Annotated in this window: 25 protein-coding genes; 5 read left to right on the forward strand and 20 right to left on the reverse strand. The window is 40.7% G+C overall.

Going from position 1 to position 24,546, the window contains the following annotated elements:
* Positions 1-82: 82 nt before the first annotated feature.
* Together ACYVQ1_RS06660 and ACYVQ1_RS06665 are read right to left on the reverse strand one after the other, a co-directional pair.
* Positions 83-805, reverse strand: a complete 723-nt coding sequence (locus ACYVQ1_RS06660) for an LPXTG cell wall anchor domain-containing protein (RefSeq protein WP_461250209.1) — start codon at positions 803-805, stop codon at positions 83-85.
* Between the two features lie 353 nt (positions 806-1,158).
* Positions 1,159-2,490 carry a hemolysin family protein gene (locus tag ACYVQ1_RS06665; protein ID WP_060971645.1) on the reverse strand — a complete coding sequence of 444 codons (1,332 nt, stop codon included), beginning with the start codon at positions 2,488-2,490 and terminating at the stop codon, positions 1,159-1,161.
* Positions 2,491-2,599: 109 nt separating this feature from the next.
* Here ACYVQ1_RS06665 and ACYVQ1_RS06670 point away from each other — a divergent pair, with 109 nt between their 5' ends.
* Complete coding sequence (locus tag ACYVQ1_RS06670) at positions 2,600-3,382, forward strand: ABC transporter ATP-binding protein (protein WP_461250210.1); 783 nt, start codon at positions 2,600-2,602, stop codon at positions 3,380-3,382.
* A 98-nt stretch (positions 3,383-3,480) separates the two neighbouring features.
* On the opposite strand, the gene ACYVQ1_RS06675 is transcribed toward ACYVQ1_RS06670, so the two are convergent.
* Positions 3,481-4,641: a hypothetical protein gene (locus tag ACYVQ1_RS06675; protein ID WP_461250211.1), complete on the reverse strand. Its 1,161-nt coding sequence runs from the start codon at positions 4,639-4,641 to the stop codon at positions 3,481-3,483.
* 253 nt (positions 4,642-4,894) lie between these two features.
* Here ACYVQ1_RS06675 and ACYVQ1_RS06680 point away from each other — a divergent pair, with 253 nt between their 5' ends.
* Positions 4,895-5,215 carry a hypothetical protein gene (locus tag ACYVQ1_RS06680; protein WP_461250212.1) on the forward strand — a complete coding sequence of 107 codons (321 nt, stop codon included), beginning with the start codon at positions 4,895-4,897 and terminating at the stop codon, positions 5,213-5,215.
* Positions 5,216-5,247: 32 nt separating this feature from the next.
* Here ACYVQ1_RS06680 and ACYVQ1_RS06685 read toward each other — a convergent pair whose 3' ends face one another.
* The 14 genes from ACYVQ1_RS06685 to dinB all read right to left on the reverse strand — a co-directional run bounded on the left by ACYVQ1_RS06685 (position 5,248) and on the right by dinB (position 17,873).
* Positions 5,248-7,314 (reverse strand): cation:proton antiporter, encoded by a 2,067-nt coding sequence (locus ACYVQ1_RS06685; RefSeq protein ID WP_461250213.1) that lies wholly within the window; start codon positions 7,312-7,314, stop codon positions 5,248-5,250.
* An 8-nt stretch (positions 7,315-7,322) separates the two neighbouring features.
* Positions 7,323-7,565, reverse strand: a complete 243-nt coding sequence (locus ACYVQ1_RS06690; RefSeq protein ID WP_002891697.1) for a hypothetical protein — start codon at positions 7,563-7,565, stop codon at positions 7,323-7,325.
* The gene (gene mnmM / locus ACYVQ1_RS06695; RefSeq protein WP_461250214.1) at positions 7,562-8,110 is read right to left on the reverse strand and encodes a tRNA 5-(aminomethyl)-2-thiouridylate-methyltransferase MnmM; all 549 of its coding nucleotides are present in this window, start codon (positions 8,108-8,110) and stop codon (positions 7,562-7,564) included. The genes ACYVQ1_RS06690 and mnmM overlap by 4 nt, the downstream gene beginning before the upstream one ends.
* Positions 8,107-9,051 (reverse strand): tRNA modification radical SAM protein MnmL/YtqA, encoded by a 945-nt coding sequence (gene mnmL, locus ACYVQ1_RS06700; protein WP_461250215.1) that lies wholly within the window; start codon positions 9,049-9,051, stop codon positions 8,107-8,109. The genes mnmM and mnmL overlap by 4 nt, the downstream gene beginning before the upstream one ends.
* Positions 9,052-9,136: 85 nt before the next feature.
* On the reverse strand, positions 9,137-10,213 hold the full coding sequence (locus ACYVQ1_RS06705) for a SepM family pheromone-processing serine protease (protein WP_461250216.1): 1,077 nt from the start codon (positions 10,211-10,213) through the stop codon (positions 9,137-9,139).
* Positions 10,191-10,688: a pantetheine-phosphate adenylyltransferase gene (coaD, locus tag ACYVQ1_RS06710; RefSeq protein ID WP_270282226.1), complete on the reverse strand. Its 498-nt coding sequence runs from the start codon at positions 10,686-10,688 to the stop codon at positions 10,191-10,193. Before coaD ends, ACYVQ1_RS06705 begins: the two co-directional genes overlap by 23 nt.
* A gap of 32 nt (positions 10,689-10,720) precedes the next feature.
* Complete coding sequence (rsmD, locus tag ACYVQ1_RS06715; protein WP_461250300.1) at positions 10,721-11,284, reverse strand: 16S rRNA (guanine(966)-N(2))-methyltransferase RsmD; 564 nt, start codon at positions 11,282-11,284, stop codon at positions 10,721-10,723.
* A 126-nt stretch (positions 11,285-11,410) separates the two neighbouring features.
* Entirely contained in the window at positions 11,411-12,364 is a 954-nt protein-coding gene (trxB, locus tag ACYVQ1_RS06720; protein WP_255296714.1) for a thioredoxin-disulfide reductase, read from the reverse strand.
* Between the two features lie 32 nt (positions 12,365-12,396).
* Positions 12,397-12,621, reverse strand: a complete 225-nt coding sequence (locus ACYVQ1_RS06725; protein WP_461250217.1) for a DUF4059 family protein — start codon at positions 12,619-12,621, stop codon at positions 12,397-12,399.
* Between the two features lie 214 nt (positions 12,622-12,835).
* Positions 12,836-13,579 (reverse strand): amino acid ABC transporter ATP-binding protein, encoded by a 744-nt coding sequence (locus ACYVQ1_RS06730; RefSeq protein ID WP_461250218.1) that lies wholly within the window; start codon positions 13,577-13,579, stop codon positions 12,836-12,838.
* A complete protein-coding gene (locus ACYVQ1_RS06735; RefSeq protein ID WP_461250301.1) occupies positions 13,579-14,325 on the reverse strand; it encodes an amino acid ABC transporter permease in 747 nt (248 codons plus the stop codon). The genes ACYVQ1_RS06730 and ACYVQ1_RS06735 overlap by 1 nt, the downstream gene beginning before the upstream one ends.
* Positions 14,326-14,712: 387 nt before the next feature.
* Positions 14,713-15,543, reverse strand: coding sequence for a transporter substrate-binding domain-containing protein (locus ACYVQ1_RS06740; protein WP_461250219.1), 831 nt, complete (start codon positions 15,541-15,543; stop codon positions 14,713-14,715).
* Positions 15,544-15,759: 216 nt separating this feature from the next.
* Positions 15,760-16,650, reverse strand: a complete 891-nt coding sequence (locus ACYVQ1_RS06745; RefSeq protein WP_461250220.1) for a peptidase — start codon at positions 16,648-16,650, stop codon at positions 15,760-15,762.
* Positions 16,651-16,766: 116 nt separating this feature from the next.
* Positions 16,767-17,873: a DNA polymerase IV gene (gene dinB, locus ACYVQ1_RS06750; RefSeq protein ID WP_461250221.1), complete on the reverse strand. Its 1,107-nt coding sequence runs from the start codon at positions 17,871-17,873 to the stop codon at positions 16,767-16,769.
* Between the two features lie 267 nt (positions 17,874-18,140).
* Between dinB and pflB the strand changes: the two genes are divergently transcribed.
* From pflB to ACYVQ1_RS06765, 3 genes are all read left to right on the forward strand, one after another.
* Positions 18,141-20,453: a formate C-acetyltransferase gene (pflB, locus tag ACYVQ1_RS06755; protein ID WP_461250222.1), complete on the forward strand. Its 2,313-nt coding sequence runs from the start codon at positions 18,141-18,143 to the stop codon at positions 20,451-20,453.
* Positions 20,454-20,717: 264 nt separating this feature from the next.
* Positions 20,718-21,500, forward strand: coding sequence for a carbonic anhydrase (locus ACYVQ1_RS06760; protein WP_461250223.1), 783 nt, complete (start codon positions 20,718-20,720; stop codon positions 21,498-21,500).
* 84 nt (positions 21,501-21,584) lie between these two features.
* Positions 21,585-22,037 (forward strand): GNAT family N-acetyltransferase, encoded by a 453-nt coding sequence (locus ACYVQ1_RS06765; protein ID WP_073688431.1) that lies wholly within the window; start codon positions 21,585-21,587, stop codon positions 22,035-22,037.
* Between the two features lie 16 nt (positions 22,038-22,053).
* On the opposite strand, the gene ACYVQ1_RS06770 is transcribed toward ACYVQ1_RS06765, so the two are convergent.
* Genes ACYVQ1_RS06770 through ACYVQ1_RS06780 form a run of 3 tightly spaced genes read right to left on the reverse strand, consistent with a single transcriptional unit; the run spans position 22,054 to position 24,414 of the window.
* Positions 22,054-22,728 (reverse strand): hypothetical protein, encoded by a 675-nt coding sequence (locus ACYVQ1_RS06770; RefSeq protein ID WP_461250224.1) that lies wholly within the window; start codon positions 22,726-22,728, stop codon positions 22,054-22,056.
* The gene (locus ACYVQ1_RS06775; protein ID WP_461250225.1) at positions 22,712-23,659 is read right to left on the reverse strand and encodes a serine hydrolase domain-containing protein; all 948 of its coding nucleotides are present in this window, start codon (positions 23,657-23,659) and stop codon (positions 22,712-22,714) included. The genes ACYVQ1_RS06770 and ACYVQ1_RS06775 overlap by 17 nt, the downstream gene beginning before the upstream one ends.
* Positions 23,659-24,414: a CppA family protein gene (locus ACYVQ1_RS06780; RefSeq protein WP_022495893.1), complete on the reverse strand. Its 756-nt coding sequence runs from the start codon at positions 24,412-24,414 to the stop codon at positions 23,659-23,661. The genes ACYVQ1_RS06775 and ACYVQ1_RS06780 overlap by 1 nt, the downstream gene beginning before the upstream one ends.
* Positions 24,415-24,546: the final 132 nt, after the last annotated feature.

Below are 24,546 nucleotides of genomic sequence, written 5' to 3' on the forward strand. Positions count from 1 at the left end.
ATCTAAAATTAAATGATATCTATACTATACCAGAAGAAAAACAAAAAAACTGGAAAAATCCAGTCTTTTATCATCTATATTATTAGGCACGTTTCTTAAGCCCCAAAAAGGCTGCAGCAGCAAGGAAGAATGTTCCTGCCAATGTCAAGATTACTGTTGATGCTTCACCAGTCTTAGGAAGTGTAACTTCCTTACCTTTAGCATCTTTACCAGTCAATGTACCGTCAGCATTCACTTTGAATCCTACTGCTTCAGGAGCGACAACACTTGTTGTACCATCAGTGTTAGCGATGACAATTTGGCTGTTTTGTGTAGACACAATTGTTTGACCAGCTGCAGTGACAACTGGAGCTGTTGGTGTTACGGTAACAACAGGTTGTCCATTAACGTTCACTGCTGGAGTTTCAGGGGTTTGAGCTGCTTCACTTGTCCCTTTATCAGTTGGTGAGGCCGGTTCTTCTGGCTTATCGGCTGGTTTCTCAGCTGGTGTTGTAGATGAATCAGCTGTTGGAGCCGGTGTCGCAGGGGTTTCTGGAGTTGCTGGTGTTGTTGGTTCAGCTGGTACTTCAGGAGCTGTAGGTGTTGTTGGCGTTGTCGCACCTGTGTTTGAATCATTGCTACGAGCCAAGTCACCATCACTTGGAGCTGTTGAAGGACCTGTTGCTGCATGATCTGTCGTTGGTTGTGTAAGAACAGCATCATTTGTCGCAATACCGTCGTCCGCAAAAGAAGTTACTGGTACAAAAGCTCCTAGGGTAAGGGTGAGTAAAAGCAAGCTACTATATATAGATTTTTTAGAAGCCATTAAGATTCTCCTTTTTTCATTTATCAGTTAATTTATATTCTACCATAAAAAAGTAATAAAAGACTGTTTTAATTAAAATCTTATTTATTTTTATTCTAAATCTATCAATACGCTAAAATATGTTAGAGTATCTCCAAAATTATAGTTCTTTTTATGACAAAGTCTAGCAGTTTGGATAGGTAAAAAAGGCTTTATAACGTACTTTATAGACATTTTCTAATCTTATTATTTTGATAAGCGGATATTCCAAGATAGATAAGAAAAAGCACTTTCACTCATAATGAGAGAAAGTGCCTAATTAGTAGATAGTCGCTTTTGGGTTCCAACATTTTCTAATAAAAACGTGGAAAAAACTATTCTTCTGCCTCTTCTGGAGCTGCCGTGATGATTACCTTAAGTTTGGTTACGCGACCATCCTTAACCTTATCATTGATAAATTCGAGGTGTTTGTCCTTGTTGATAACTGAATAGTGTTCCTTGACTTCTTGAGTTGGGATGGCCCCCACACCAGTCAAATAATAACCTGCGATAGTATCAACGTCATCACTCTCAAGTTCTGTATCAAAATGTTCATTGAAGTCGTTAAGAGTCATAGCTCCTTCGACAATATAAGTATTCTCACCAATTTCACGAACTTCCACACTAGTTTTATCTGTTTCGTCGTCAATCTCACCAACGATTTCTTCCAAAAGGTCCTCGAAGGTAACAAGACCAGCAACGCCACCGTATTCATCAAGCAAGATAGCCATCTGATTATTGGTGTTACGAAAGGCTGCCAAGAGATCATCTACGAAGATAGTCTCTGGAACAAAGAGAGGTTCGTTCATGATTCGACGAAGTTTGATATTTTCAAAACCAAGTTCAAAACCTGCTTTTAGAAGGTTTTTAGTATGAATGACACCGATAATCTTATCCTTGTCATCCTCGTAAACAGGGATACGTGAGAAACTTTCCTTGAGAATAGCTTGGATATTTTCTTGAGTATTGTCTTCGATATCAATCATGAAAGCATCGGTACGAGGGACCATAACCTCACGTGCCATCAATTCATCAAGAGAGAAAATCCCCTGGAGCATTTCAATTTCTTCAGCCTCAAGTGTATCTTCACTCTTGGTCAACATGTACTCAATCTCATCCCGAGTCATCTGCTCATCCGCATCATCAAAGGTCATGGGCGTCAAACGAGACACAAGATTTGTCGATGCTGAAAGAATCCAAACAAAAGGACTAACAATCTTACCAGTAACAATAATAACTGGTGCTGAGTAGATGGCTAGATTTTCCTTGAGGTTCATAGCAATACGTTTAGGATAGAGTTCCCCAAAAACAATCGAGATATAGGTCAAGACAACCAATGAAATCATGCTACCTGCTGTCTTAGCCCAGGCTGCATGACCAAACCAAGTCGCTATTACTGCACCTAGTGAAGCGGAGAGACTAGCTCCTTGTAAGAGACTGATAAAGGTAATACCAACTTGAATGGTTGATAAGAAGTTATTTGGATTTTCAAGAACCTTGAGCAGGCGAATAAATTTCTTGTCGCCTTCTTCAGCCTTTTGTTCCACACGTGAACGGTTTAGTGATACTAAAGCCATCTCTGATGCTGAGAAAAAGGCCGTAAGCAAGGTTAATATTAGTAATAAAATAGATTGAAATAATAAGGACTGACCACTGGAGTCTTCCATTTTTTCTTCTCCTCTAAAAAAATTCTGACTTCCATTATATCACAATTTCCCAATATAGGTTCCTATTTTATGCTATAATTAGAGTAATTTATCATCGAAGGAGAGACTTATGTCACTTATACGCTTAGAAAATGTCAGCTTGGCCCGCCAAGGAAAAACACTTTTGTCTGACCTTAACTGGACAGTTGAAAAAGGACAAACCTGGGCTATCCTGGGACTTAACGGTGCTGGAAAATCAACCCTCCTACGTTTGTTGACAGCTGAATTCTTCCCTTCTGAGGGAAAGGCTGAGATACTAGGCTACACCTTTGGGAATGGAGACATCACAGGTCTTCGTCAACATATCGGTATCGTCAGCTCCTTCATCACTGAGCGTTTGCCTAAGCATATGACTGCTGAAAAAATCGTCCTTACTGGTAAATACAAGAGCTCAATCCTCTACAAGGCATATGGGGATAAGGAGTTGCAAGAAGCCAAGGACATGCTAACCTCACTTGGTGCTGGAGATTTGATAGGTCGTAAATACCATGGCCTGTCTCAAGGAGAAAAACAAATTTGTTTGATTGCTCGCAGTCTCATGGAAGATCCTGACATCATTATCCTTGACGAAGCGACTGTTGGCTTGGACCTATTTGCCCGCGAAAAACTTTTACGTCAGATTGACCGTATCACCTCGCTTCCACATGCTCCATTGGTTCTTTACGTCACCCACCACGCTGAAGAGATTACTGAAAAAATGGACCACATTCTCCTACTCCGTCAGGGAAGAATCGTGGCACAAGGACCAAAAAACGATATTATCACACCGGAAGTTCTAGCTGACTTCTACCAAAATCCTATTCAAATTATTCCAATTGACGACCATCGTTTTTACATTAACCCTCTTTTATAGAGACAAGTCATAAATTAACTTAATTTAGGGCCAATTCTAAAACAACATCAAAACAACAAGTCCCCCAGACTAGGTCTAGGGGACTTGTTGTTTTATGGCTACTCCTCTTTTATTTTCGATACGCCGTACAAAATTAAGGCTGGAACGATAAGTTGTTCTATAGAACCATATGAAACAATGAATAGTCCAGCAACTATATATAGACGGTTTTTGTCAGCAGTTCTTATAGCTTTTGGAAGCATTACAGTAGGAATAATAATTAATGGAGTCATAAGAATAAGCTGAATAAACCAATCAATACCTGCTAGGGGATTAAATTCATCAATAGGAGAATAAATGACAGAAGTTAAATTAATAACTAAATCCCTAAGTGATAAGATAAAAGCAGTCCAAAGCCACGGAGAATGAAGACCTTGAGGATTGAGTTGTCTCTGGCTCTCCGCATAATCATAAATCTTACGCTTTTCAACGACTGGTTTAGTCTTTTTCTCCACCAACAGAGATTCTTTACTCACCTCAACCCCATACTTCTGCTGCCATTTTTCAACGAGTGTTGAAGTGTTGCCGTTTGTACGGTAGACAAGATAAGATGAAACTACTAGGAGAAAAAGAAAGACATCAGTAATGATATGGTCAACCAAGAAACCATAAACCAACTCAAGTAAACTAGTGACTATGATAAGGATTGAAGAGATTCTTAATTTCTTTTGAGTTGTTTCAGCTATTAATGTAAGGAACAAAAATATACTTGCACACTCTAGAACAGGATACAGTATGTAAAAAATACCACTAATATCTTTTGTATAAATCTTTACGTAATGTGTAGCCCATACTACAGCTACCATCCCTAATCCAAGAAGGGGTACAGAGGACTGCCAAGCTGATGGGCTTTTAAAGGAGACTAAGAGAGTTGGAAGCTCTGCCTTCATAATCATAATAACAAGCCAAGCTAAACAAATTACAGTTAAAACTGGTGAAACCAACCAGGGCTTAAAAATGGAAGCCGGTATTATGAAATAGGTAACTAACTGACAAATATGGAAGGCAAGCACAGCTAAGACGCCCTCAGCTTTCCGCTTGTCCTTCAAAAGCCTAAAAACAAACCATACTAAAACGACTTGCTGTGGAAGTTGAGAACTTAGTACAGATACAGAATTGAGCGTTTCATACTCAAAATGCAAACCATAAGACCTAAGCATAGAAAGAGCTAACAATACTTCAAAAAAGATAAGTATATAATACCAAGTTTTTCTGGACATACAACCACCCTACCTTTCATTTAATCTTAGAGAAAACATCTTTCAATATCATTATACTTTTTATGTAAGCGTCTTACCTTTGCAGTAAAATATTTCCACTTTTCTTTACTTGATAACAAAACAGTCCTTTTTGACCGAATAGATTCTAGAATGAACCACATAGACAAATAATATTGTCCGTAAGTTAACCTTTTGATAACTTAGTAGGTGTTAAAGCAAAATATCTTTCAGATATAGAAAACGAGGTAAAAACATGACTAAAGTAATAGGTATTGGATTAATCGGTACAGCAGTAACAGTTATCACTTACAGTATTCTCGGCTTCCCAAAAATGGAGGTGTCCCTTTGGCCACTCTTTCCAGTCGCTCTTTTTGCTTTCTTTGCAATAGAAAATCTTATCAAAAAAGATTATAAATCTAGCCTCATGAGTACTTTGATTGGTTTAATGATTGCTAATGCAATCTATGACTTGCTCCCTATCTCAAACAGTATCCTGATTGTTGCAGGAATCCTAACATGCCTAGGACTGGACTTTCTTTTTCCAAACCACGATAATGAAAAAGAGAGACATTAAAAAGAAGCCAAGAAAAATCTTGGCTTCTTTACTTAAGCTCGACCTCGAGCCAGATTAATCATATCATAGGTTAAAGTGTTGCTAGTTTCTTTGAGAGAGTAATCTTCCAAAGTATTGACTTCCTTACGAAGCTGCTTGGCATAACGGCTAGAGATAAGCTCAGCCTGCTCGTACTCGTTGATAACCTTACGTTCCAAATAGTAGCCTCGTAACATTTCATCGACATTGTCTGGATGAAGGTGGGTGATAACCCGCTCAACAAAGGCACCTGACTGAATTATTTCAGCCTCTTGAAGTCGATTACGCTTCAAATAAGACAAGAGTTCTGAATGATAAACACCTTCCAGATTACTCAAGGCTTCTAAAATCTGCTCTGTATTTGTTAAATAAAGTTCAGCCATATGATCACGGTTTTCTTCCGTCAACCTAGGACCCCTCCTAGTTTCATCCTGATCAATACGAAACTTGAAAGTAAGAGCCAAGTGCAACAATCTACGAAGGCCACGCACAAAGACAGCTAGAGCGTAAGAAAGACTAGAGACAAAACCACGGTTAATACGACGCTCTAAGCCCTTGATATAACGTTGGTAGAGATTGTATTCGAGTTCTGAAATCTTGCCCTTCTTGTAAGCATATTCCAGACCCTCACTCTCAATCTCCATAATCATGACTCGGATATTGGCCAACTCTTCTTTGACATCATTTGATTCCTGCTCCAAGATTAAATCTTCCAAGCGTTGATTGTAGTTGTCAATAGTAGCATAGACAGCTCCTTGATTAGTTGACTGTTTTAGATCTTTTTCCAACTCGCCGACCACATCATTAAGAATAGCAATCTGCATATAATGGTTGGTTGTGTGCGCTGGTCCAGTGGCTAGCTTAGGTAGGACTAGGATACCTGTTAAGAAACTTAATAAAGTGACACCCGCTACCGTAAAGAGCAAGAGACTATGTTCCAAAGCCGTCATATTGGCAACCGGAAGCAAAAGGATGGTTGCAATTGAGACCGTTCCTTTGACACCAGAAAAGGTTAAAAGAGTTGCACCCTTCCAGATTTTTTTCAGTGATCGTTTGGCCCTCCAAGCTCTTTGGGCAAATACCGCACTAATCATAACAAAACGAATGCCAAACATGGTCGCTGTTAAAAGGACGATAGCAAGAAGCATCCAGAGATTATCGTAGGTAGTGCTACGCAGTACTGGGGCTGCTAGGGTTGGAAGTTCTGTTCCCAAGAGGAAAAAGACCATGCCATTAAGCATGAAGGTAATGGTTCCCCAAATCGTATGAGAAACACTATCCAACTTGGCATCAAAAACGGTGATTTTTTTAAAGCGACTGGCAAGTGAAATCCCTGCTACGACAACAGCAATAATTCCGGAAGCATGAATTTCCTCGGCTACAAAGTAAGAGGAAATCGGTAGTACCAACTCTAGTAAGAGAGCACCTGTGACATCTGCAGCATCCATATTATCCAAAATGGTCAAAAAGAGACGATTAAATAAGGCTGTAATCAAGCCAACCAAAAAACCACCAATAACAGAAATAACCAAATTCCAGCTCGCATCAAGGAGGGAGAAAGCACCCGTTGTCAAAGCGGTCACCGCCACCTGAAAGGCAACCAAGCCAGAGGCATCGTTTAGAAGTCCTTCACCTTGCAAAATATAGCTAATCCACTTTGGAAAACTGAAGCGTTTAGAAATAGCTGAATAGGCAACCAAATCCGTTGGCCCAAGAGCCGCCCCAATGGCTAGGCAGGCAGACAAAGGCACTGAGGCAGGCAAGACAGCCTTAGCAAGATAACCGATTCCCAGCGTAGACACGAAGATGACTGGAAAAATCAAAAATACAATGAGTTTCCAGTTACGTAAAATACTGGTAATATCACTTTCTTCACCCTCACGAAACAGCAAGGGAGCAATAATGAAAGCTAGGAAAAGTTCTGTTTCAAGCTCGAAAGCACGTCCCTTCAAAAGAAAACCGATACCCACTCCAAAAATAATTTGGATCAAAGGTAAGGGAAGACGTGGAAAGACACGATTAATAACGTTCGATAAAATCAAGCTGAAAAGAAGAACAAGCAAAGCTAACGATAGATGCATAGCTCCTCCTACCCTTCCTTATGACAACAGTTTGAGAATAGTTCTTTTTGCTTACTAATTTTTTTATCAATGGCAGTGACATCTTCCTTGGCTAAAAGTTTATGGCAACGTTCGACCTCAAGACTAGCTAACTTTTTCTTGATCTTAGCCGTTTTACGATTATCAACCTTTTTCAAAGTACCCTCGGCACTCTGCTTATCAATATATTTGGCCTGCATATCTGCAAGTTTTTCTTTAATATCTGTAATCATTGTAATTTCTCCAACATCACCAAAAATGGTGGGGTATTAATTTGATTAAGGGGTTGGTAAAGCATGACTGTGAAAACACGCTGGTCCAAACCGATAACGTACTCTAGCACAGCATCCTTCTCCATATCACCACCATCATGACCGTAGTAAATCATAATAGCCAAGCGCCCACCAACCTCTAAGCGGTCAAGGATTTTCTCAATGGCCTCAAGAGTCGTGTGAGGTTTGGTGATGACACTCTTGTCTGCAGATGGTAGGTAGCCTAGATTGAAAATAGCTGCTCGAATAGGCTCCGAAACATAACGGTCCAGATTTTCATGACCATCTAAAATGAGTTCCGCATTTTCAATTCCCAAGTCTGACAAGCGTTGACTGGTCTTTTCAAGCGCCTGCTCTTGCACGTCAAAAGCATAGACCCTCTTGGAAAGACTAGCCAGAAAGGCTGTATCATTACCGTTTCCCATGGTCGCATCGACAGCTATACTCTCATCGTCCAGCACTTCTGCTAGAAAGTCATGAGACAGATGAATGGGACGCTTAATCATGCTTTTTCCTTCTTCTTGCTAACGACTTTACACCCTTGCCATGAGTCACGACGTTCCATCTCTTTATCAATGGCATTAAGGACTTCCCACTTGTTGAGACTCCACATAGGTCCAATCAGCATATCTCGTGGAGCATCACCAGTAATCCGATGAATGACGATATCCTTAGGAATGATTTCCAACTGGTCACAGATGATGGACACATACTCTTCCTGACTCAGCAATTTAAGACGCCCCTCGTGGTAGTCTCTTTGCATACGGGTATTAGTCATCAAGTGGAGGAGATGGAGTTTAATCCCCTGAATGTCATTATCAGTCACACAACGGCGAACATTCTCCACCATCATCTCGTGAGTTTCCCCTGGCAACCCATTAATCAGGTGGGATACAATTTCAGCCTTTGGCGCACGCTCACGCACACGCTTAACTGTCTCTACATAGAGTTCATAGCTATGTGCTCGGTTAATAAGCTCTGACGTTTCTTCATAAGTCGTCTGTAGTCCAAGCTCAACGGTCACGTGCATTCGTTCCGTGAGTTCTGCCAGATAATCAATCACATCATCTGGCAAACAGTCTGGGCGAGTTCCGATATTGATGCCAACAACACCAGGCTCATTGATAGCCTGTTCGTAGCGGTCCTTGATAACTTCAAGCGGAGCGTGGGTATTGGTAAAATTTTGAAAATAAACCAGATATTTCTGAACTTCTGGCCACTTGCGGTGCATAAAGTCAATCTCATGGTAAAACTGCTCACGAATCGGCGCCTCAGGAGCTACAATGGCGTCCCCAGACCCCGATACCGTACAAAAGGTACAGCCACCGTGGGCCACTGTGCCATCACGGTTGGGACAATCAAAGCCCGCATCTATAGGAAGTTTGAAAATCTTTTCGCCAAAAATTTCGCGATAGTAATCATTGACTGTTCTATAACGTTTTTTCATAAAGACTATTATAACACTTTGACCTTAAAAAGAGAGTAAGACTAGGACAAAAATCATGGATTTCTGCCTGTCCTACTCTCTCTTCTTACTTAGTCTTTTTCAAATAATCAATGGCTTCTTGAGCTGTTTTAACAGGGACGATTTTCATCTTGGTCCCCAGTTTCTTGGCAGCTTCCTTGGCCTCTTGATAGTTAGTCTTGGCATCCGGATCAGCCTTTTTCATTTCCTTACTTACTGGATTATTTGGCACGAAGAAAATATCTGCGCCACTATCAGCCGCTGATTTCACCTTGAGGTAGGCCCCACCGATATCACCGACAGCCCCATCCTTTTCAATAGTGCCTGTTCCAGCAATTTTACGGCCAGCCTTGAGGTCTTGACCAGACACCTGATCGTAAATAGCCAAAGTAAACATAAGCCCCGCACTTGGTCCACCAACACCATCAAGTTTAAACTTCACGTTTTCAGGACTCTTGACCTCAGTATAATCCGTCAAACCAATACCGATACCATTTTTACCATTAGCAATCTTAATGATCTTACCAGTGGCAGTCTTTTCTTTGTCCTCTGTCGTATAAGTGACCTTGACTTTTGAACCCAACTTAAGTCCTTGGACGTATTTAATCAAGTCAGTAGAATTATCAAAGGTCTTGCCATTGACAGCTGTCACCGTATCCGCAATATTAAGGACACCCTTGAAACTAGAATCATCGGCCACCTGAAGCACATAAACACCCATATACTCCAAGCTAGCCTCCTTACCAGCCAGAGTCAAGCCCTGATAAATCGCCTGATTTTGGGAAGTCTCCATGTAGAATTGATTGATACGCATGAAATCTTCATCAGAGTAATTTCCAGTCGCCTCTTCAGCTGTTTGAAGCTTTGCAAAATCATTAAGCTGAGCATAGAGCATGAGGGCCAAAGTCGCCTTGGTTTGAGCCACTGCCACAAAATTGTAGGATCCTTTTGAATCATCAGCTTTCTTATCTACAGTCAAGACTTCCTTGGTATCAAAAGCCCCACCTGGAAGCTCAACATAATAATTATTTAGCGGGAAAAAGAGGGAAAAGAGGAGGAAAAGTACCGTAAAAATACTTAGCAACCACCACTTAATCCGCCAAATTTTCCCTAATAGTGATTTAGATTCGTTCTTGTTTGCCACGCTTGGCCTCCACTTCCTTAACAACTGCTTGAGGAACATAAGAACTAATGTCCGCCTCAAAATAAATCAACTCACGCACACGACTCGAGGACACTGGTGTCACCTCATGACTAGCAATCAAATAAACCGTTTCAAGCTCAGGCGCCAACCCCTTATTGAAATAATCCATATTGGCCTCATAGTCAAAATCTGTCGCATTGCGAAGGCCTCTAACCAGATAAGTCACCCCAAGATCTCTGGCGACATCTACAGCCAGACTATCGTGAGCCGTTATAACCTTGACATTGGGAAAATCTGCTACAACCTCTTCCAAGATACGCTTGCGAGTCTCAATGTCCCAGAAGCCCTGCTTATTTTTATTATAAAATAGTCCAATATAGAGCTCATCAAAGAGCTTGCTGGCTCTGGCAATGATATCCATATGCCCATTGGTAATTGGATCAAAAGACCCCGTAAACATAGCAATCTTTGTCATAGCATTCCTTTCTACAACTTCCCTACCAAAGGCTAACGCACGTAAACGGTCACCTTACTGATACCATAGGTTTTCTGCTTCCAAATCCCAAAGTTTGAAATTTCTTCAGGCAAGTCTACAGCCTTATCCGTCTCGCAAACCAACATAACTTCTTCAGCCAAGAGCCCTTGCTCCTCTAACTGAGTAATATTAGCCACAATCTGCTCTTTGGCATAAGGCGGATCTAAAAGCACCAAATCAAACTTTCCTGTCAATTGTGTCAATGCACGCGCTGCATCCATCTTCAAAAGTTGAAACTGCTTCTCACTCTTGGTCATCTTGATATTTTCCTGGATAATAGCCTGTGCCCGACGATCCTTTTCCACGAGGACAGCAGACGACATACCACGACTGATAGCCTCAATAGCCAGACTACCACTCCCAGAAAAGAGATCCAAAACACGCCCTCCATCAAAGAAAGGACCAATCATATTGAAAATAGCACCTTTGACCTTGTCCGTTGTTGGACGAGTCGTTTTGCCTTCTAACGTTTTAAGCGGACGCCCGCCAAAATCACCTGCTACAACACGCAAGTTGGTCACCTCGTTTTTACTGATTTTTAGTAAGACTTTTCTATTATAACAAAAAATTACACATAGATGTTGCCACAAAGAAATCTAGTCATGCTAAATACCTACAAGACCACACAAAAAACTCGAGAACCTCCCGAGTTTCCATTCATGTTACTTATCACCAAGTGCAGTCACGTAGTTGTAGGCTTCGATACCAGCTGTGGCACCATCCCCTACGGCTGTTGTAATTTGGCGAAGGTCTTTCTGGCGGACATCCCCAATGGCAAAGATACCAGGAATACGTGTCGCCATCTTATCATCTGTAATTACCCAACCATCTTGGTCAGTGATATCGAGACCTGTCAAGTAATCTGAAACAGGATCAAGTCCCACATAAACAAAGACACCGCCAAATTCGTGGTTAGTCACCTCACCAGTTTTGACATTCTTGATATCAACACTGCGAACCTTGATGTCATCACCCTTGATTTCTTCAACCACTGAATCCCAGATAAACTTGACCTTTTCATTGGCGAAGGCACGGTCTTGAAGAACCTTTTGGGCACGCAATTCATCACGACGGTGAACAATGGTCACGCTATTGGCAAAGCGTGTCAAATAAATTCCTTCTTCAACGGCAGAGTCTCCACCACCAACAACCAAGAGGTCTTGATTACGGAAAAAGGCACCATCACACACCGCACAGTAAGATACACCACGGCTGTTGTACTCTTCTTCTCCAGCAACACCAATGTGGCGATGTTTGGCACCTGTCGCAATGATAACTGTCTTGGTTTGGTACTCCTCATCACCAGTTTTGACAACTTTATAATCACCCTTGTCTTCGATACCAGATACGATACCGTAAAGATTTTCAACACCCAATTTTTCCAAGGGTTCAAACATCTTCATTGACAATTCTGGACCAGAAATACTTTCAAAACCAGGGTAATTTTCAATATCAGATGTGTTATTCATCTGTCCACCAGGAGCACCTTGCTCCAAAGTTGCCACTTTAAGGTTGGCACGAGCTGCATAAAGTGCTGCAGTCATCCCCGCAGGACCAGCTCCAATAACAATTGTATCGTACATGAGTAACTCCTTATATGATTTTCTTGTAGAGATATCTTACACCTAATGCGCCAACAAAGCTAGAATTATGCATTCAGTACGATAAGAATCGCCATAAAAGCAAATGCCAAAACTGGAATCGAAACCATCGACATCATAATAGCATCATAGAGGGCACCTTGACGCTCCTTAACAGTTTTGTCTACACGACGTAGGGCACGCCACCCAAGCCATAAGGCACCGATCACCAAGCAAACAAAGAAAGCAATCACAAGGCCTAAGAGATAAAATTTAAAAATATTTAATAACATAAGTCATCCTAAAGTGAAAAATAGAAAAGGCAGAGACAACATTCTCCAACCTCTGAATCCGAATAGTAATAACTGCACAGTGCAGTATCTGATTGGACTCCTTAGTCGCCTTTGAAGTATTCAAAAGTTCCTAATCATCCTTGTGGGACTTTGACTATGAATTAGAAATGTAGTCCTATCCCATCACCTTTTCTATTGTAACAAAAATCCCATCTTAAAGATATTGTTTTGAATAAGAAGCGAAAAATTCTTTTGTTCGCTCTTCTTTTGGATGGTTAAATATTTCATCAGGTGTTCCTTGTTCAAGGATATGACCTTTTTCAAGGAAAAGCACCTTGTCAGCCACTTGATAAACAAAGTTCATGTCGTGACTGACCAAAATCATGGTTTGACCTGACTTAGCCGCATCTGCGATTGATTTTTCAACCTCACCAACCAACTCAGGGTCAAGAGCAGATGTTGGTTCATCAAGCAAGAGCACATCAGGCTTCATAGCAAGGGCACGAGCCAAGGCCACACGTTGCTTTTGACCACCTGACAAATGACGTGGGTAGTGATTTTCACGATTAGAAAGTCCAACCTTAGCGAGCTCTTCTTTCGCAATCTTGGTAGCTTCTTCGTCAGAAAATTTCTTAACAATCTTAAGACCTTCCTTAACATTATCCAAGGCTGTACGACGCTCAAAGAGGTTAAACTGTTGAAAAACCATGGCTAACTTACGACGAAGGGTAAGAATTTGCTCCTTGGTAATTGTTTCAAAATCCACCTTAAAATCGTCAATGGTGATAGTACCAGAATCAGGCTGTTCCAAATAGTTCAAACTACGAAGGATCGTCGACTTCCCTGCACCAGAGGCTCCAACAAGAGCTACAACTTCACCTTTTTCAATGTCAATATCAATGCCATCGAGAACCTTTTGTCCTGAAAATTCCTTGGTCAAATTTTTGATACTAATCATTAGCGGTCACCTCCAATGCTAGAAATGTCAGTCGATTCAGGAGCCTTAATGGCCATATGATTTTCAACTGAACGACCAATGTACTCAATCAAGATTGAGATTGCCCAGTATACAAGGGCAACTGAGATATAACGTTCAAAGTAACGGTAGTCGGCACCACCCAAGATTTGAGCCTGTGCATACATTTCGACGATACCTGCACTAAAGGCAAGTGATGTTCCCTTAGTCAAACCAATCAAACTGTTAATCAAACTTGGTGTCGCAATAACAGCCGCATTTGGAATAATGACACGACGGTAAACCTGTGCTGATGTCATCCCAAGAGAACGGGCAGCTTCGATTTCTCCAGCATCCACAGCTTGAATCGCTGCACGGATGGTTTCACTCATGTAAGCCGCTTCGTTAAAGGCAAAGGCTGTAATGGCAAAGATAGCTGGTGGAATCTCATTAATGTTCCAATCTAAGCCGAACTCACCATTCAAGTAACGGAGGAAGAGTGGAATACCATAGTAAGTCAACATGAGTTGTACAAGGATTGGTGTCCCACGCAAGAAGCTCACAAAAACGGCTTGAATTGGATAAAGGATACGTACTCGATTGATTTTAACAACCGCAAAGACAAGGGCCAAAATCAAACCGAAGAAGGCCCCTGCAATAGTCAATCCCAAAGTTAAAGGCAAGCGTTCCACAATCTTAGGAACAGCATCGAAGACAGCCTTCCATGAGAAGAGCTTACCAGCTGGCATCCAAGATGAAATCCATTTGAAGACAACCGTAACCAGTTGCAAAACATAGCCCCAAAGGATTTCTACTAGCCATGATAAGGGAATGGCTAAAGCAACAGCTACTGCCAAACCAACCAAGCCAAGGATAACTTGGAGATACCAAGGTGACCGATTAAATGCTTCTATACTCTTTTTCACAATGTCGCCCTTTCTTTCTAAAAAAGTCGGTTAGCCTAGTGCTAACCGTTCAAATATCTTATCATAAATTTTATAATATTCATTTTAGCACGACTCAGAAAGTCTGTGAAATAGTCTTTTCTTATCAAAGTGATAAGGAAATCATATCACTGATAATTCAGCTTTATTAACGTCAAAAAGCTGAGACAGCAGTCTCAACTTTTAACAGTCTTATTTCAAATCACTGACGTAATCGCCACCGAAGTATTCCTTGCTGAGTTTGGCAATGGTTCCATCCTTCTTAAGCTCTTTGATACGTTTATTGACAAAAGTCTTGAGTTCCTTACCTTGCTTATCATTTGAGAAAAGAAGATATTCAAGACCATCAGTCTTCATTCCGATATCGTCTTTAATCTTGTTTACAGCCAACTTATAACCTTGATCTTTGACAATGTACTCAGACGAAATGGCATCATAAAGGATAAAGTCAATTTTTCCTTCTTGAATGTGTTGAACACGTGTTGAAAGACCAGTTGAGCTAGAAGCGTAGTTGATTGTAATTGGTGTCTTGTCCGCATTGGCATGGTTCCAATTTTCAAGCAATTGAGCATAGTTAGAGCCAGGAAGTACTTCTGTCGTCTTACCAGACAAATCGTCTAGGCTGGTATACTTGGTCCCCTCAGCACTAGTGATGGCGTAGTTAGAACGTGAAATCGGATCTGAGAAACCATATTTCTGCGCACGCTCTTCATTATAGTTGAAATCATTAGCCGCAATCTGATAACGTCCAGAATCCACCCCTGTCAAGATGGAATCAAAAGGTGTCGTTACAAACTTGACCTCATACTTATCAGAGTCCTTGAAAATAGCCTTGACCAAATCAATATCATACCCCTTGAAGTCGTCACCTTTTTTGAAAGTGAAGGGCGCCGTATCAGAGTCCGTCGCAACAGTAATCGTCTGCTTCTCACCAGATGCCTTACCATCACTCTTGTTTCCACAAGCAGCCAAAGTCAGAACTGATAAGCCAAGAATCCCTAAACCTGCAAGCCATTTTTTCATATCTATATTCCTCGAAACTTTCATTAATAGTTAGTGATAACAGTTTACCATCTTCATCCCAACTCGTCTAATAATAAAAACCTAAGTGGTGATAGATAAAGGTTATAGGGGGTGAGAGGAAGAATAACAAGATAGAAAAAAGCTACCACTCATGTGACAACTCTTTTCGTCCAAAACAGCTTTCCGTACATGTTTAACATCAAATCCAATAAAACACTACTTATCCTTATCTGATGATTTACTGCTTGAGTCGCTACTATCTTCAGGTTGATAGTCTGACAAATTCTTATGGATACGTTCGGCGTAAACGGCTCTGCTTCCTGATTCGTCATGGTCGACCAAGGCTTCGGCAAGCTCTTTATAATCTTCTACAGAAATAGTCCAGTTTCCACCATCATCTTTGGTAAGCTTGAAGGTCTTTTCCAGATTATCAGCACCTGTCAAAGGTGTATAGGACATTTCTTTATCAATGTCCTTAAATTGCGTCAAATCACCGTTAAAGTTTTCACCATAAAGGAACTTCGTTGTGAGATCTTTGGCCTTTCCCTTTTCCACATCGTTGTTATCAGCTTGATTCCATTGTTTCAACTTGTCAATGTCGTTGTCATAGAGACTCATAAGGAGAGTACGAACAGCAGCTGCAGCTCCATAGGCACTAACAGAACGTGAAGTAAAGGTAACTGTCGCATCATTTCCCTTAACTTTGACATCCTTCAGCTTATAGTCCTGAATCTTACCAATCATATTACGACGGACCTTAAGGAACTTAGAAAGTACTTGAGTTGGAGTCTTGGCATCATAGCCTTCAATATATTTAAACGTATACTTTTCTTCCGGTGTATACCCCTTCTCTTCAATAGTGTCTGCAACCTGTTTTTCAAAGACATTCGTTTCAGTCCAGGTTTCGTAATTTTCACCGTAGAGTTTTGAAAAACCGTTACTAGATTTTCCAAGCATGGTATCAATTAAAACTGTCGCATCAGCCTTGGCACGTTCTGTCGGAGTTGGTGTCGCCTTTTTCTTCTCAGCTGGTTTATTGGAAGCACAAGCTACGAGAACCAAACAAGCTGCCAGAATCAGTCCTAAATAGGTAAGAACTTTTTTCATTAAGATTATTCCCTCATTTCTTTTAGTTACTATTTAAGATAGCATAGGTCTGATGATTCTTCAAGGTCACTTTTCAGGGTATGAAGCAAAACTCTACCTATTATATTGTTTTTAAATCATGACTCCAAATCATCCAAATCTAACTGCCTGCCCTCTTGGTCTTCTAGACCTGTCAGGGTAACACCTAAGAGGCGAACACCACTGCTATTTTCCTCCAGTTGATCAAAAATGGTATGAGCAATCCTTTCGATGGTGTCGAAATCCTGGGTCGATTTGTCCAAGGTCATACGCTTGGTTAAGGTTGAAAAATCCGAATAACGGACCTTGATGACAATAATTCGACCGACTTTTTTAGTTTTCTGAGCACTTTCAGCTACTCGCCTAGCATTCTTAGTCAACTCAGCCTTGATGTCATCTTCACTATAAAGAAGCTTGCCGTAGGTTCGCTCACTTCCAATAGATTTACGGACACGATTGGGCCTAACAGGACTATTGGAAATTCCCCTAGCCTTTCGAAAGAGATCAAATCCAAAACGTCCAAAACGATCAATCAGAGTCATCTCAGGAACCTTCAGAAGATCGGCACCGGTGTAGATGTCCATGTCATGAAGACGTTCAACTGACTTTTTACCTACCCCATGAAACTTTTCAATAGGGAGCTTTTCCAAAAATTCCTGAGCCTCCTCTGGAAGTACCACCGTCAAACCAGCAGGCTTTTGAAAATCAGAGGCTAGTTTGGCGATAAATTTATTATAGGAAACGCCTGCTGAACAAGTCAGGTGAAGTTCCTGCCAGATATCATACTGGATAAGCTTGGCTACCTTAACCGCCGATTTGACACCAAGTTTATTTATCGTCACATCAAGATAGGCTTCATCGATAGACATAGGCTCAACCAAGTCAGTATAGCGTTTAAAAATCTCACGAATTTGCATCCCTACCTCTCGGTAATGGCTATAATTTCCTGAGATAAAGACAGCATTAGGACAACGTTCATAGGCTTCCTTAGAAGACATGGCTGAATGGACACCATATTTTCTAGCCTCATAATTACAAGTTGATACCACACCACGTCCCCCTGTTTTTCTAGGATCATGACCGATAATAACCGGCTTGTCCTTAAGACTGGGGTCATCCCTCATCTCGACCTGAGCAAAAAAGGCGTCCATGTCAATATGGATGATTTTCCGACTGGTATCATTTATTAGAGGAAACTCTAACATGGCTCCCTGCCTCCTTTCTCAGATTTATCTCATTGTAAAGCTTTTCACATAAAACTTTGGGCCTACAAAGCATTCTCCCCTTATGATACCAAAATCTATCAAAAAACAGAAATTTATAATACAGATTTGTCGTTTTCAAAACTGTATTATAAAAGAATGTCTCTAAAAATGGAGTTTTAAAGTTGTGTAAGCGGTTACTGTGTGATAGAATACTTCTAGAGAATGTAACAGATGATTTTGTTACTAGAATTATAGGAGATTCAAACTATGGCAACGGTCAAAACTAACACAGATGTTTTTGAAAAAGCGTGGGAAGGCTTTAAAGGAACTGACTGGAAAGAAAAAGCTAGCGTTTCACGCTTCGTTCAAGCAAACTACACACCTTATGATGGTGACGAAAGCTTCCTTGCAGGACCAACTGAACGCTCTCTAAAAATTAAAAAAATCGTAGATGAAACTAAAGCAGGCTATGAAGCTGAAGGACGCTTCCCAATGGATACTCGTCCAACTTCAATCGCTGACATTGACGCAGGTTACATTTCAAAAGAAGATGAACTTATCTATGGTATCCAAAATGATGAGCTCTTCAAATTGAACTTCATGCCTAAAGGTGGTATCCGTATGGCGGAAACTGCTTTGAAAGAACACGGTTATGAACCAGACCCAGCTGTACACGAAATTTTCACAAAATACGTGACTACAGTTAACGATGGTATCTTCCGTGCTTACACTTCAAACATCCGTCGTGCACGTCACGCTCACACAGTTACTGGTCTTCCAGATGCTTACTCACGTGGACGTATCATCGGGGTTTACGCTCGTCTTGCCCTTTACGGTGCTGACTACTTGATGCAAGAAAAAGTTAACGACTGGAATGCTATTAAAGAAATCGACGAAGAAACTATCCGTCTTCGTGAAGAAGTTAACCTTCAATACCAAGCACTTCAAGATGTTGTTCGCCTTGGTGACCTTTACGGTGTAGATGTTCGTCGTCCTGCCTTCGATACTAAAGAAGCTATCCAATGGACAAACATCGCCTTTATGGCAGTATGTCGTGTAATCAATGGTGCCGCTACTTCACTTGGTCGTGTGCCAATCGTCCTTGACGTATACGCAGAACGTGACCTTGCTCGTGGTACTTACACTGAATCAGAAATCCAAGAATTCGTTGATGATTTCGTTATGAAACTTCGTACAGTTAAGTTTGCTCGTACAAAAGCTTACGACCAATTGTACTCAGGTGACCCAACATTCATCACAACTTCAATGGCTGGTATGGGTGCTGACGGACGTCACCGTGTTACTAAGATGGACTTCCGTTTCTTGAACACTCTTGACAACATCGGTAACTCTCCAGAACCAAACTTGACAGTTCTTTGGACTGACAAATTGCCTTACTCATTCCGTCGCTACTGTATGCACATGAGCCACAAGCACTCTTCTATCCAATACGAAGGTGTGACTACTATGGCTAAAGACGGATACGGTGAAATGAGCTGTATCTCATGTTGTGTATCACCACTTGACCCAGAAAACGAAGAACAACGCCACAATATCCAATACTTCGGTGCTCGTGTTAACGTACTTAAAGCCCTTCTTACTGGTTTGAACGGTGGTTACGACGATGTTCATAAAGACTACAAAGTATTTGACATCGATCCAATCCGTGATGAAGTTCTTGATTTTGACACTGTTAAAGCTAACTTCGAAAAATCTCTTGACTGGTTGACTGACACTTACGTAGATGCCCTTAACATCATCCACTACATGACTGATAAGTACAACTACGAAGCTGTTCAAATGGCCTTCTTGCCAACTAAACAACGTGCTAACATGGGATTCGGTATCTGTGGTTTCGCAAATACTGTTGATACTTTGTCAGCAATCAAATACGCTACAGTTAAACCAATCCGTGACGAAGATGGCTACATCTACGACTACGAAACAATCGGTGACTACCCACGTTGGGGTGAAGATGACCCACGTTCAAACGAATTGGCAGAATGGTTGATTGAAGCTTACACTACTCGTCTTCGTAGCCACAAACTCTACAAAGATGCAGAAGCTACAGTTTCACTTCTTACAATCACTTCTAACGTTGCTTACTCTAAACAAACTGGTAACTCTCCTGTTCACAAAGGGGTATACCTCAACGAAGATGGTTCAGTGAACTTGTCTAAATTGGAATTCTTCTCACCAGGTGCTAACCCATCTAACAAAGCTAAAGGTGGTTGGTTGCAAAACTTGAACTCACTTGCAAGTCTTGACTTCGGTTATGCCGCTGACGGTATCTCACTTACTACTCAAGTATCACCTCGTGCCCTTGGTAAGACTCACGACGAACAAGTTGATAACCTCGTAACTATCCTCGACGGATACTTCGAAAATGGTGGACAACACGTTAACTTGAACGTAATGGACTTGTCAGACGTTTACGAAAAGATCATGAGCGGTGAAGATGTTATCGTACGTATCTCTGGATACTGTGTAAACACTAAATACCTCACTCCAGAACAAAAAACTGAATTGACACAACGTGTCTTCCACGAAGTTCTTTCAATGGATGATGCTTTGGGATAAAAACGAATAAAGAGCTCGCAATAGCGAGTTCTTTTCTTTTTGTAAAACACTTATTTTTATTATATTTTTCTAAATCTGCTATAATTTATATTTGACTTTTTCTCAGATTAGCTATAAAATAAAAGCGTTTCCGTTTGGTTTCTCCAAACACTTCACTCTCAGAAGCACCTCAGAGAAATGACACTCTATCACTGTCTAACTGCTAGTTTACAAATAACAGATCAACTAGTATGACAATAAAATAAAAGAGTACAAGGAAGAAAGATGAATAAGAAAAGTTTTAAGCTAATTGGATTAGTAGCTCTCATAGCAAGTACAGTCCTACTCGTAGCCTGCCAATCCGAGACAAAAACCGAAAACTCAAAGTCCAAGGACGTTCAATGGAGTTATACTGGCTCTACTGGTCCAGACCATTGGGGTGACCTTTCGAAAGATTATGAACTCAGCAAAAATGGTAAAGAACAATCTCCGATCAATATCACCGGAGCTGAGGACGTTGATCTTCCTGAACTAAACCTTAATAATCAAGAATCAGAAGCTCAAGTTGAAAATAACGGGCATACTATTGAAGTCAGCTTTAAAAATCAAAAGAATACCCTAACGATTGGTAACGAAGTTTATAAGTTGCAACAGTTCCATTTTCACGCACCAGCTGAGAATGAAATTGATGGTCAGACTTATCCTCTAGAGGGGCACTTCGTCTATAAGACAGATAATGGAAAAATCACAGTTGTCTCAGTTCTCTATAATTATGGCGATGAAAATAAAGCCTTAAAACAAATCTGGGACAAAATGCCTCAGGCGGCCAATACTGAAACTAAGCTTTCTCAGGCCATCTCACTTGATGATTTCTATCCTGAAGACAAGGACTACTACAACTTTGAAGGTTCCCTAACAACACCTCCATGTACTGAAGGTGTTAACTGGATTGTCTTCAAGAATCAAGAAACTGTCAGCAAGGAACAAGTGGAGAAATTCACTCAAACCCTTGGATTTGAAAATAACCGTCCTATCCAAGATACAAACGGTCGAAAGATAAAAGAATAAAACCTATCAAAAGCTTGATGACTACTCCTCTCATCAAGCTTTTTTTCATTGACGATATACTAGAATCTTTGTTACACTGGTTCTATGATTATCAAACATACAAGAGATACACTTTCAGAGACTTATCTAGATGCTGTGGCTATTCGGAACACCGTTTTCGTTAAAGGCCAAGGAGTCCCTCACTCTATCGAGATTGACGCAAATGAAGCCTACTGTATTCACTTTGTTTTATACGATGATAAAGACAAGGCTGCAGCAACCGTACGCCTACTGCCTAATAAAGATTTGACTCAGCTTACCCTCCAACGTATGGCGGTGCTCGAGGCCTACCAAGGTCAAGGTCTGGGAAGCATTCTCTTGAAAGAAGCTGAAGATTTTGCACAAGAGCAAGGCTTCCAGACTATTTCTCTCCATGCTCAACTCGGGGCACTTAAGTTCTACCTCAATAATGGCTATCAGGAAGTCGGTAAAATTTTTGAAGAGGCTGGTATCCAACACATTACTGTTGAAAAATCATTACTAAGTAAAAAAGCTTAAGCAGTAGGTCAACTGCTTAAGCTTCTTCTTTTGTCGCAAATATAGGATAGCCATGCTCGACAGCAAGAACTGATACATATTCTCTTTTCTTTAATGTCTCTACGATCTTTTTCCAGTATTTCTGCCCTTTAAAAAGAAGGACAAACACTCCCGTGCAGACCAAAAAACCAAGAAATTGTTTATATTCAGAAGATGACAGTTTTGATTCTAGTTCTAGGAGCTCAAACAGTCCTCTCAATAGAACTGTAAAGGTAATCATTATAAGGCTAAGTCCACTAAAGTATCCTAAACATATAAGCAAATACCCTATTTGAAGCTTCTTGGAACGCTTCTTGTAGAGTAACTTATAGTCCTGACTGTACTTTTCAAATACAGGAAAGTGAATATCAAATCCTCTCCTCATACGAATGACTTTCAAATCAGGTTGGGCACGATAACCAAGGCAATGAATCAATTTGTATAGTATCTCTCTTATCAAGATATAAGAAGAAGCGATTATAGGGACTACTATACAAGAAAATACAAGAACACCTAAATAGAAGGAATCTTTATCAAATGCCAACAAGTCGACCATCACCCCAAAAAACATACCACAGACAAAGAGACTACTCCCGTTAAGCACACAAAAGAGGAGACTCAAAAACCAAGGGACAAGTTTGCTTTCCTTAGAATGTCTACTCGACCGTTTCACGAATCAGCTCCTTCTTCATTATCTCAATTAAAACATCTCTGTCCTTAATCCATTGAGCTCTCTCATCCTTGTAGTAAGTACGATTACTGAGGAAAATAGCTGCACGTTGAGCTGGGATATTGATAAGCACAAAGGTACCTGTATAACCAGTATGAAGAATCCAATCGCCTTGGAGGTCCCAAGCGACACTACGTTCCTTATTGGATTGGCTGATATTCTGCGTCAGATTTTTAGCAAAATCATCCGTCAAATAATGGTCAACAAAGATTTCCAAGTCCTTTAAGGTTGAAAAGAGACCTGCTGAACCTGTATGCTCTTTGAGCACTCGAGCCTTGGGATCGTGAACAGTTCCTCCCGGAATTCCCTCAACAGTTGGAACAGCAACCTCAACTGGCCCAAACCGTGTTTCAGACATACCAAACGGTTGAAAAATCTCTATGTCAAAGAGCTTATCCAGTGTTTGTCCAGAGACTTTCTCAAGCATCAAGCCTAGGAGAATAAAATTAATATCGGTATACAAGAAAGGTTTATCATCCTTAACTTTGATGGCATTAATAGCAGAAATCAAGCCAGCTTGTTCTAACTCATCACGGTTTGGAATAAAAGGATCAATGCCGCTACTGTGAGAAAGAAGCTGACGAAGGGTTAGCGTCTTATCCACTACTGCAGGATAATAGGTCGATAGTTTCTCATCCAAGTCCAATTTTCCCGCCTGCAAGTAGAAAAGACAGAGGGTCCCTACTCCTATCACCTTGGAAACACTAGCTAGATCATAGGTCAGTCCTGGAACTACCGGAATATTTCCATCCTGAGTTCCTAGATAATGCTCCTGCCAATCTTGTCCGTCATAAAGTGCAAGGCTGGCACCTGGAAAGATGTCAGCCTTGATGTAGTCTGTAATTGTTGACAATGTTTGTTTAAAATTAGTCATTATTTTGTTAGCCAAACCTCAATATTACTCATATCAGTCAGTGCGAGTAGGCTTTCTTTAGTATCTAGATAACTTGAGAACTGTTCCTTTTCAAGTTTCTCATGCAAGGCAACCAAGTCGTAGTCTTCAGCTACCTTAAATTCTAGAATTTCCAAATCCCAAGTCTGGTCTGGACTCACTTGGAGGTCAGGACCTTCTGCTTTCTCAAAGTGGATAGATAAAGGCAATTCTTCACCAAACAGATTATCGTAGAAAAAAGCTGCTTGAGCCGTATCAACAACATTCAAGGTCAAAGACTCAACCGTAAAGTCTGAAACTCCTTTGAAATCTTCTTTTTCTTCAACATCTGCGTACTCGACTGTCTTGAGAGTAGACAAGTCATCTTCGGCATGCATCAAAATAAGACCATTCTCAGGTGAGATTGTTTCAAAAGCATACCCTTTTTCCCCTTGGAAAATAGCCTTGGCTTGGTGATCATCACGCGCCAAAAGGTACTCAATCTCAAGTGGATCTGAAACCTTGATAACCACTTTATTAATTTTCTTAGGGCCTTCAACCGCACGGCAACGGTAAGCTGGTGACTCCTCAATCACAAAAAGTGAGTTACGGTCTGTCCAATCTGTGAAGACCGCAAGGGCATTTTCCTCAGTCAAAAGCTTAAATCCTAATGTATTTTGGTAAAAATCAATATTTTCTTGTCTGTTATTCACACGAAAGATTGGTGTGTGAAACTTAAAATTCCCTGATTGCGTCATGACAACCTCCATTCTTTTCTATTTTATCCGAAAAGAGCCTGTGTGACAAGGATTTTCCTAAGAAAAAACAGGATTGTAATTTTTTCACATTCTTTCACATAAATTATGAAAATCATTATATTATATTTACCT

The sequence above is a fragment of the Streptococcus parasalivarius genome (assembly GCF_054785155.1).

Excerpts from the sequence above, each read along its gene's own strand:
- ACYVQ1_RS06660 (WP_461250209.1), bottom strand. The coding sequence starts at position 805 with ATGGCTTCTAAAAAATCTATATATAGTAGCTTGCTTTTACTCACCCTT.
- ACYVQ1_RS06665 (WP_060971645.1), bottom strand. The coding sequence starts at position 2,490 with ATGGAAGACTCCAGTGGTCAGTCCTTATTATTTCAATCTATTTTATTA.
- ACYVQ1_RS06670 (WP_461250210.1), top strand. The coding sequence starts at position 2,600 with ATGTCACTTATACGCTTAGAAAATGTCAGCTTGGCCCGCCAAGGAAAA.
- ACYVQ1_RS06675 (WP_461250211.1), bottom strand. The coding sequence starts at position 4,641 with ATGTCCAGAAAAACTTGGTATTATATACTTATCTTTTTTGAAGTATTG.
- ACYVQ1_RS06680 (WP_461250212.1), top strand. The coding sequence starts at position 4,895 with ATGACTAAAGTAATAGGTATTGGATTAATCGGTACAGCAGTAACAGTT.
- ACYVQ1_RS06685 (WP_461250213.1), bottom strand. The coding sequence starts at position 7,314 with ATGCATCTATCGTTAGCTTTGCTTGTTCTTCTTTTCAGCTTGATTTTA.
- ACYVQ1_RS06690 (WP_002891697.1), bottom strand. The coding sequence starts at position 7,565 with ATGATTACAGATATTAAAGAAAAACTTGCAGATATGCAGGCCAAATAT.
- mnmM (WP_461250214.1), bottom strand. The coding sequence starts at position 8,110 with ATGATTAAGCGTCCCATTCATCTGTCTCATGACTTTCTAGCAGAAGTG.
- mnmL (WP_461250215.1), bottom strand. The coding sequence starts at position 9,051 with ATGAAAAAACGTTATAGAACAGTCAATGATTACTATCGCGAAATTTTT.
- coaD (WP_270282226.1), bottom strand. The coding sequence starts at position 10,688 with ATGACAAAGATTGCTATGTTTACGGGGTCTTTTGATCCAATTACCAAT.
- ACYVQ1_RS06725 (WP_461250217.1), bottom strand. The coding sequence starts at position 12,621 with ATGTTATTAAATATTTTTAAATTTTATCTCTTAGGCCTTGTGATTGCT.
- ACYVQ1_RS06730 (WP_461250218.1), bottom strand. The coding sequence starts at position 13,579 with ATGATTAGTATCAAAAATTTGACCAAGGAATTTTCAGGACAAAAGGTT.
- ACYVQ1_RS06735 (WP_461250301.1), bottom strand. The coding sequence starts at position 14,325 with ATGCCAGCTGGTAAGCTCTTCTCATGGAAGGCTGTCTTCGATGCTGTT.
- ACYVQ1_RS06740 (WP_461250219.1), bottom strand. The coding sequence starts at position 15,543 with ATGAAAAAATGGCTTGCAGGTTTAGGGATTCTTGGCTTATCAGTTCTG.
- ACYVQ1_RS06745 (WP_461250220.1), bottom strand. The coding sequence starts at position 16,650 with ATGAAAAAAGTTCTTACCTATTTAGGACTGATTCTGGCAGCTTGTTTG.
- dinB (WP_461250221.1), bottom strand. The coding sequence starts at position 17,873 with ATGTTAGAGTTTCCTCTAATAAATGATACCAGTCGGAAAATCATCCAT.
- pflB (WP_461250222.1), top strand. The coding sequence starts at position 18,141 with ATGGCAACGGTCAAAACTAACACAGATGTTTTTGAAAAAGCGTGGGAA.
- ACYVQ1_RS06760 (WP_461250223.1), top strand. The coding sequence starts at position 20,718 with ATGAATAAGAAAAGTTTTAAGCTAATTGGATTAGTAGCTCTCATAGCA.
- ACYVQ1_RS06765 (WP_073688431.1), top strand. The coding sequence starts at position 21,585 with ATGATTATCAAACATACAAGAGATACACTTTCAGAGACTTATCTAGAT.
- ACYVQ1_RS06775 (WP_461250225.1), bottom strand. The coding sequence starts at position 23,659 with ATGACTAATTTTAAACAAACATTGTCAACAATTACAGACTACATCAAG.
- ACYVQ1_RS06780 (WP_022495893.1), bottom strand. The coding sequence starts at position 24,414 with ATGACGCAATCAGGGAATTTTAAGTTTCACACACCAATCTTTCGTGTG.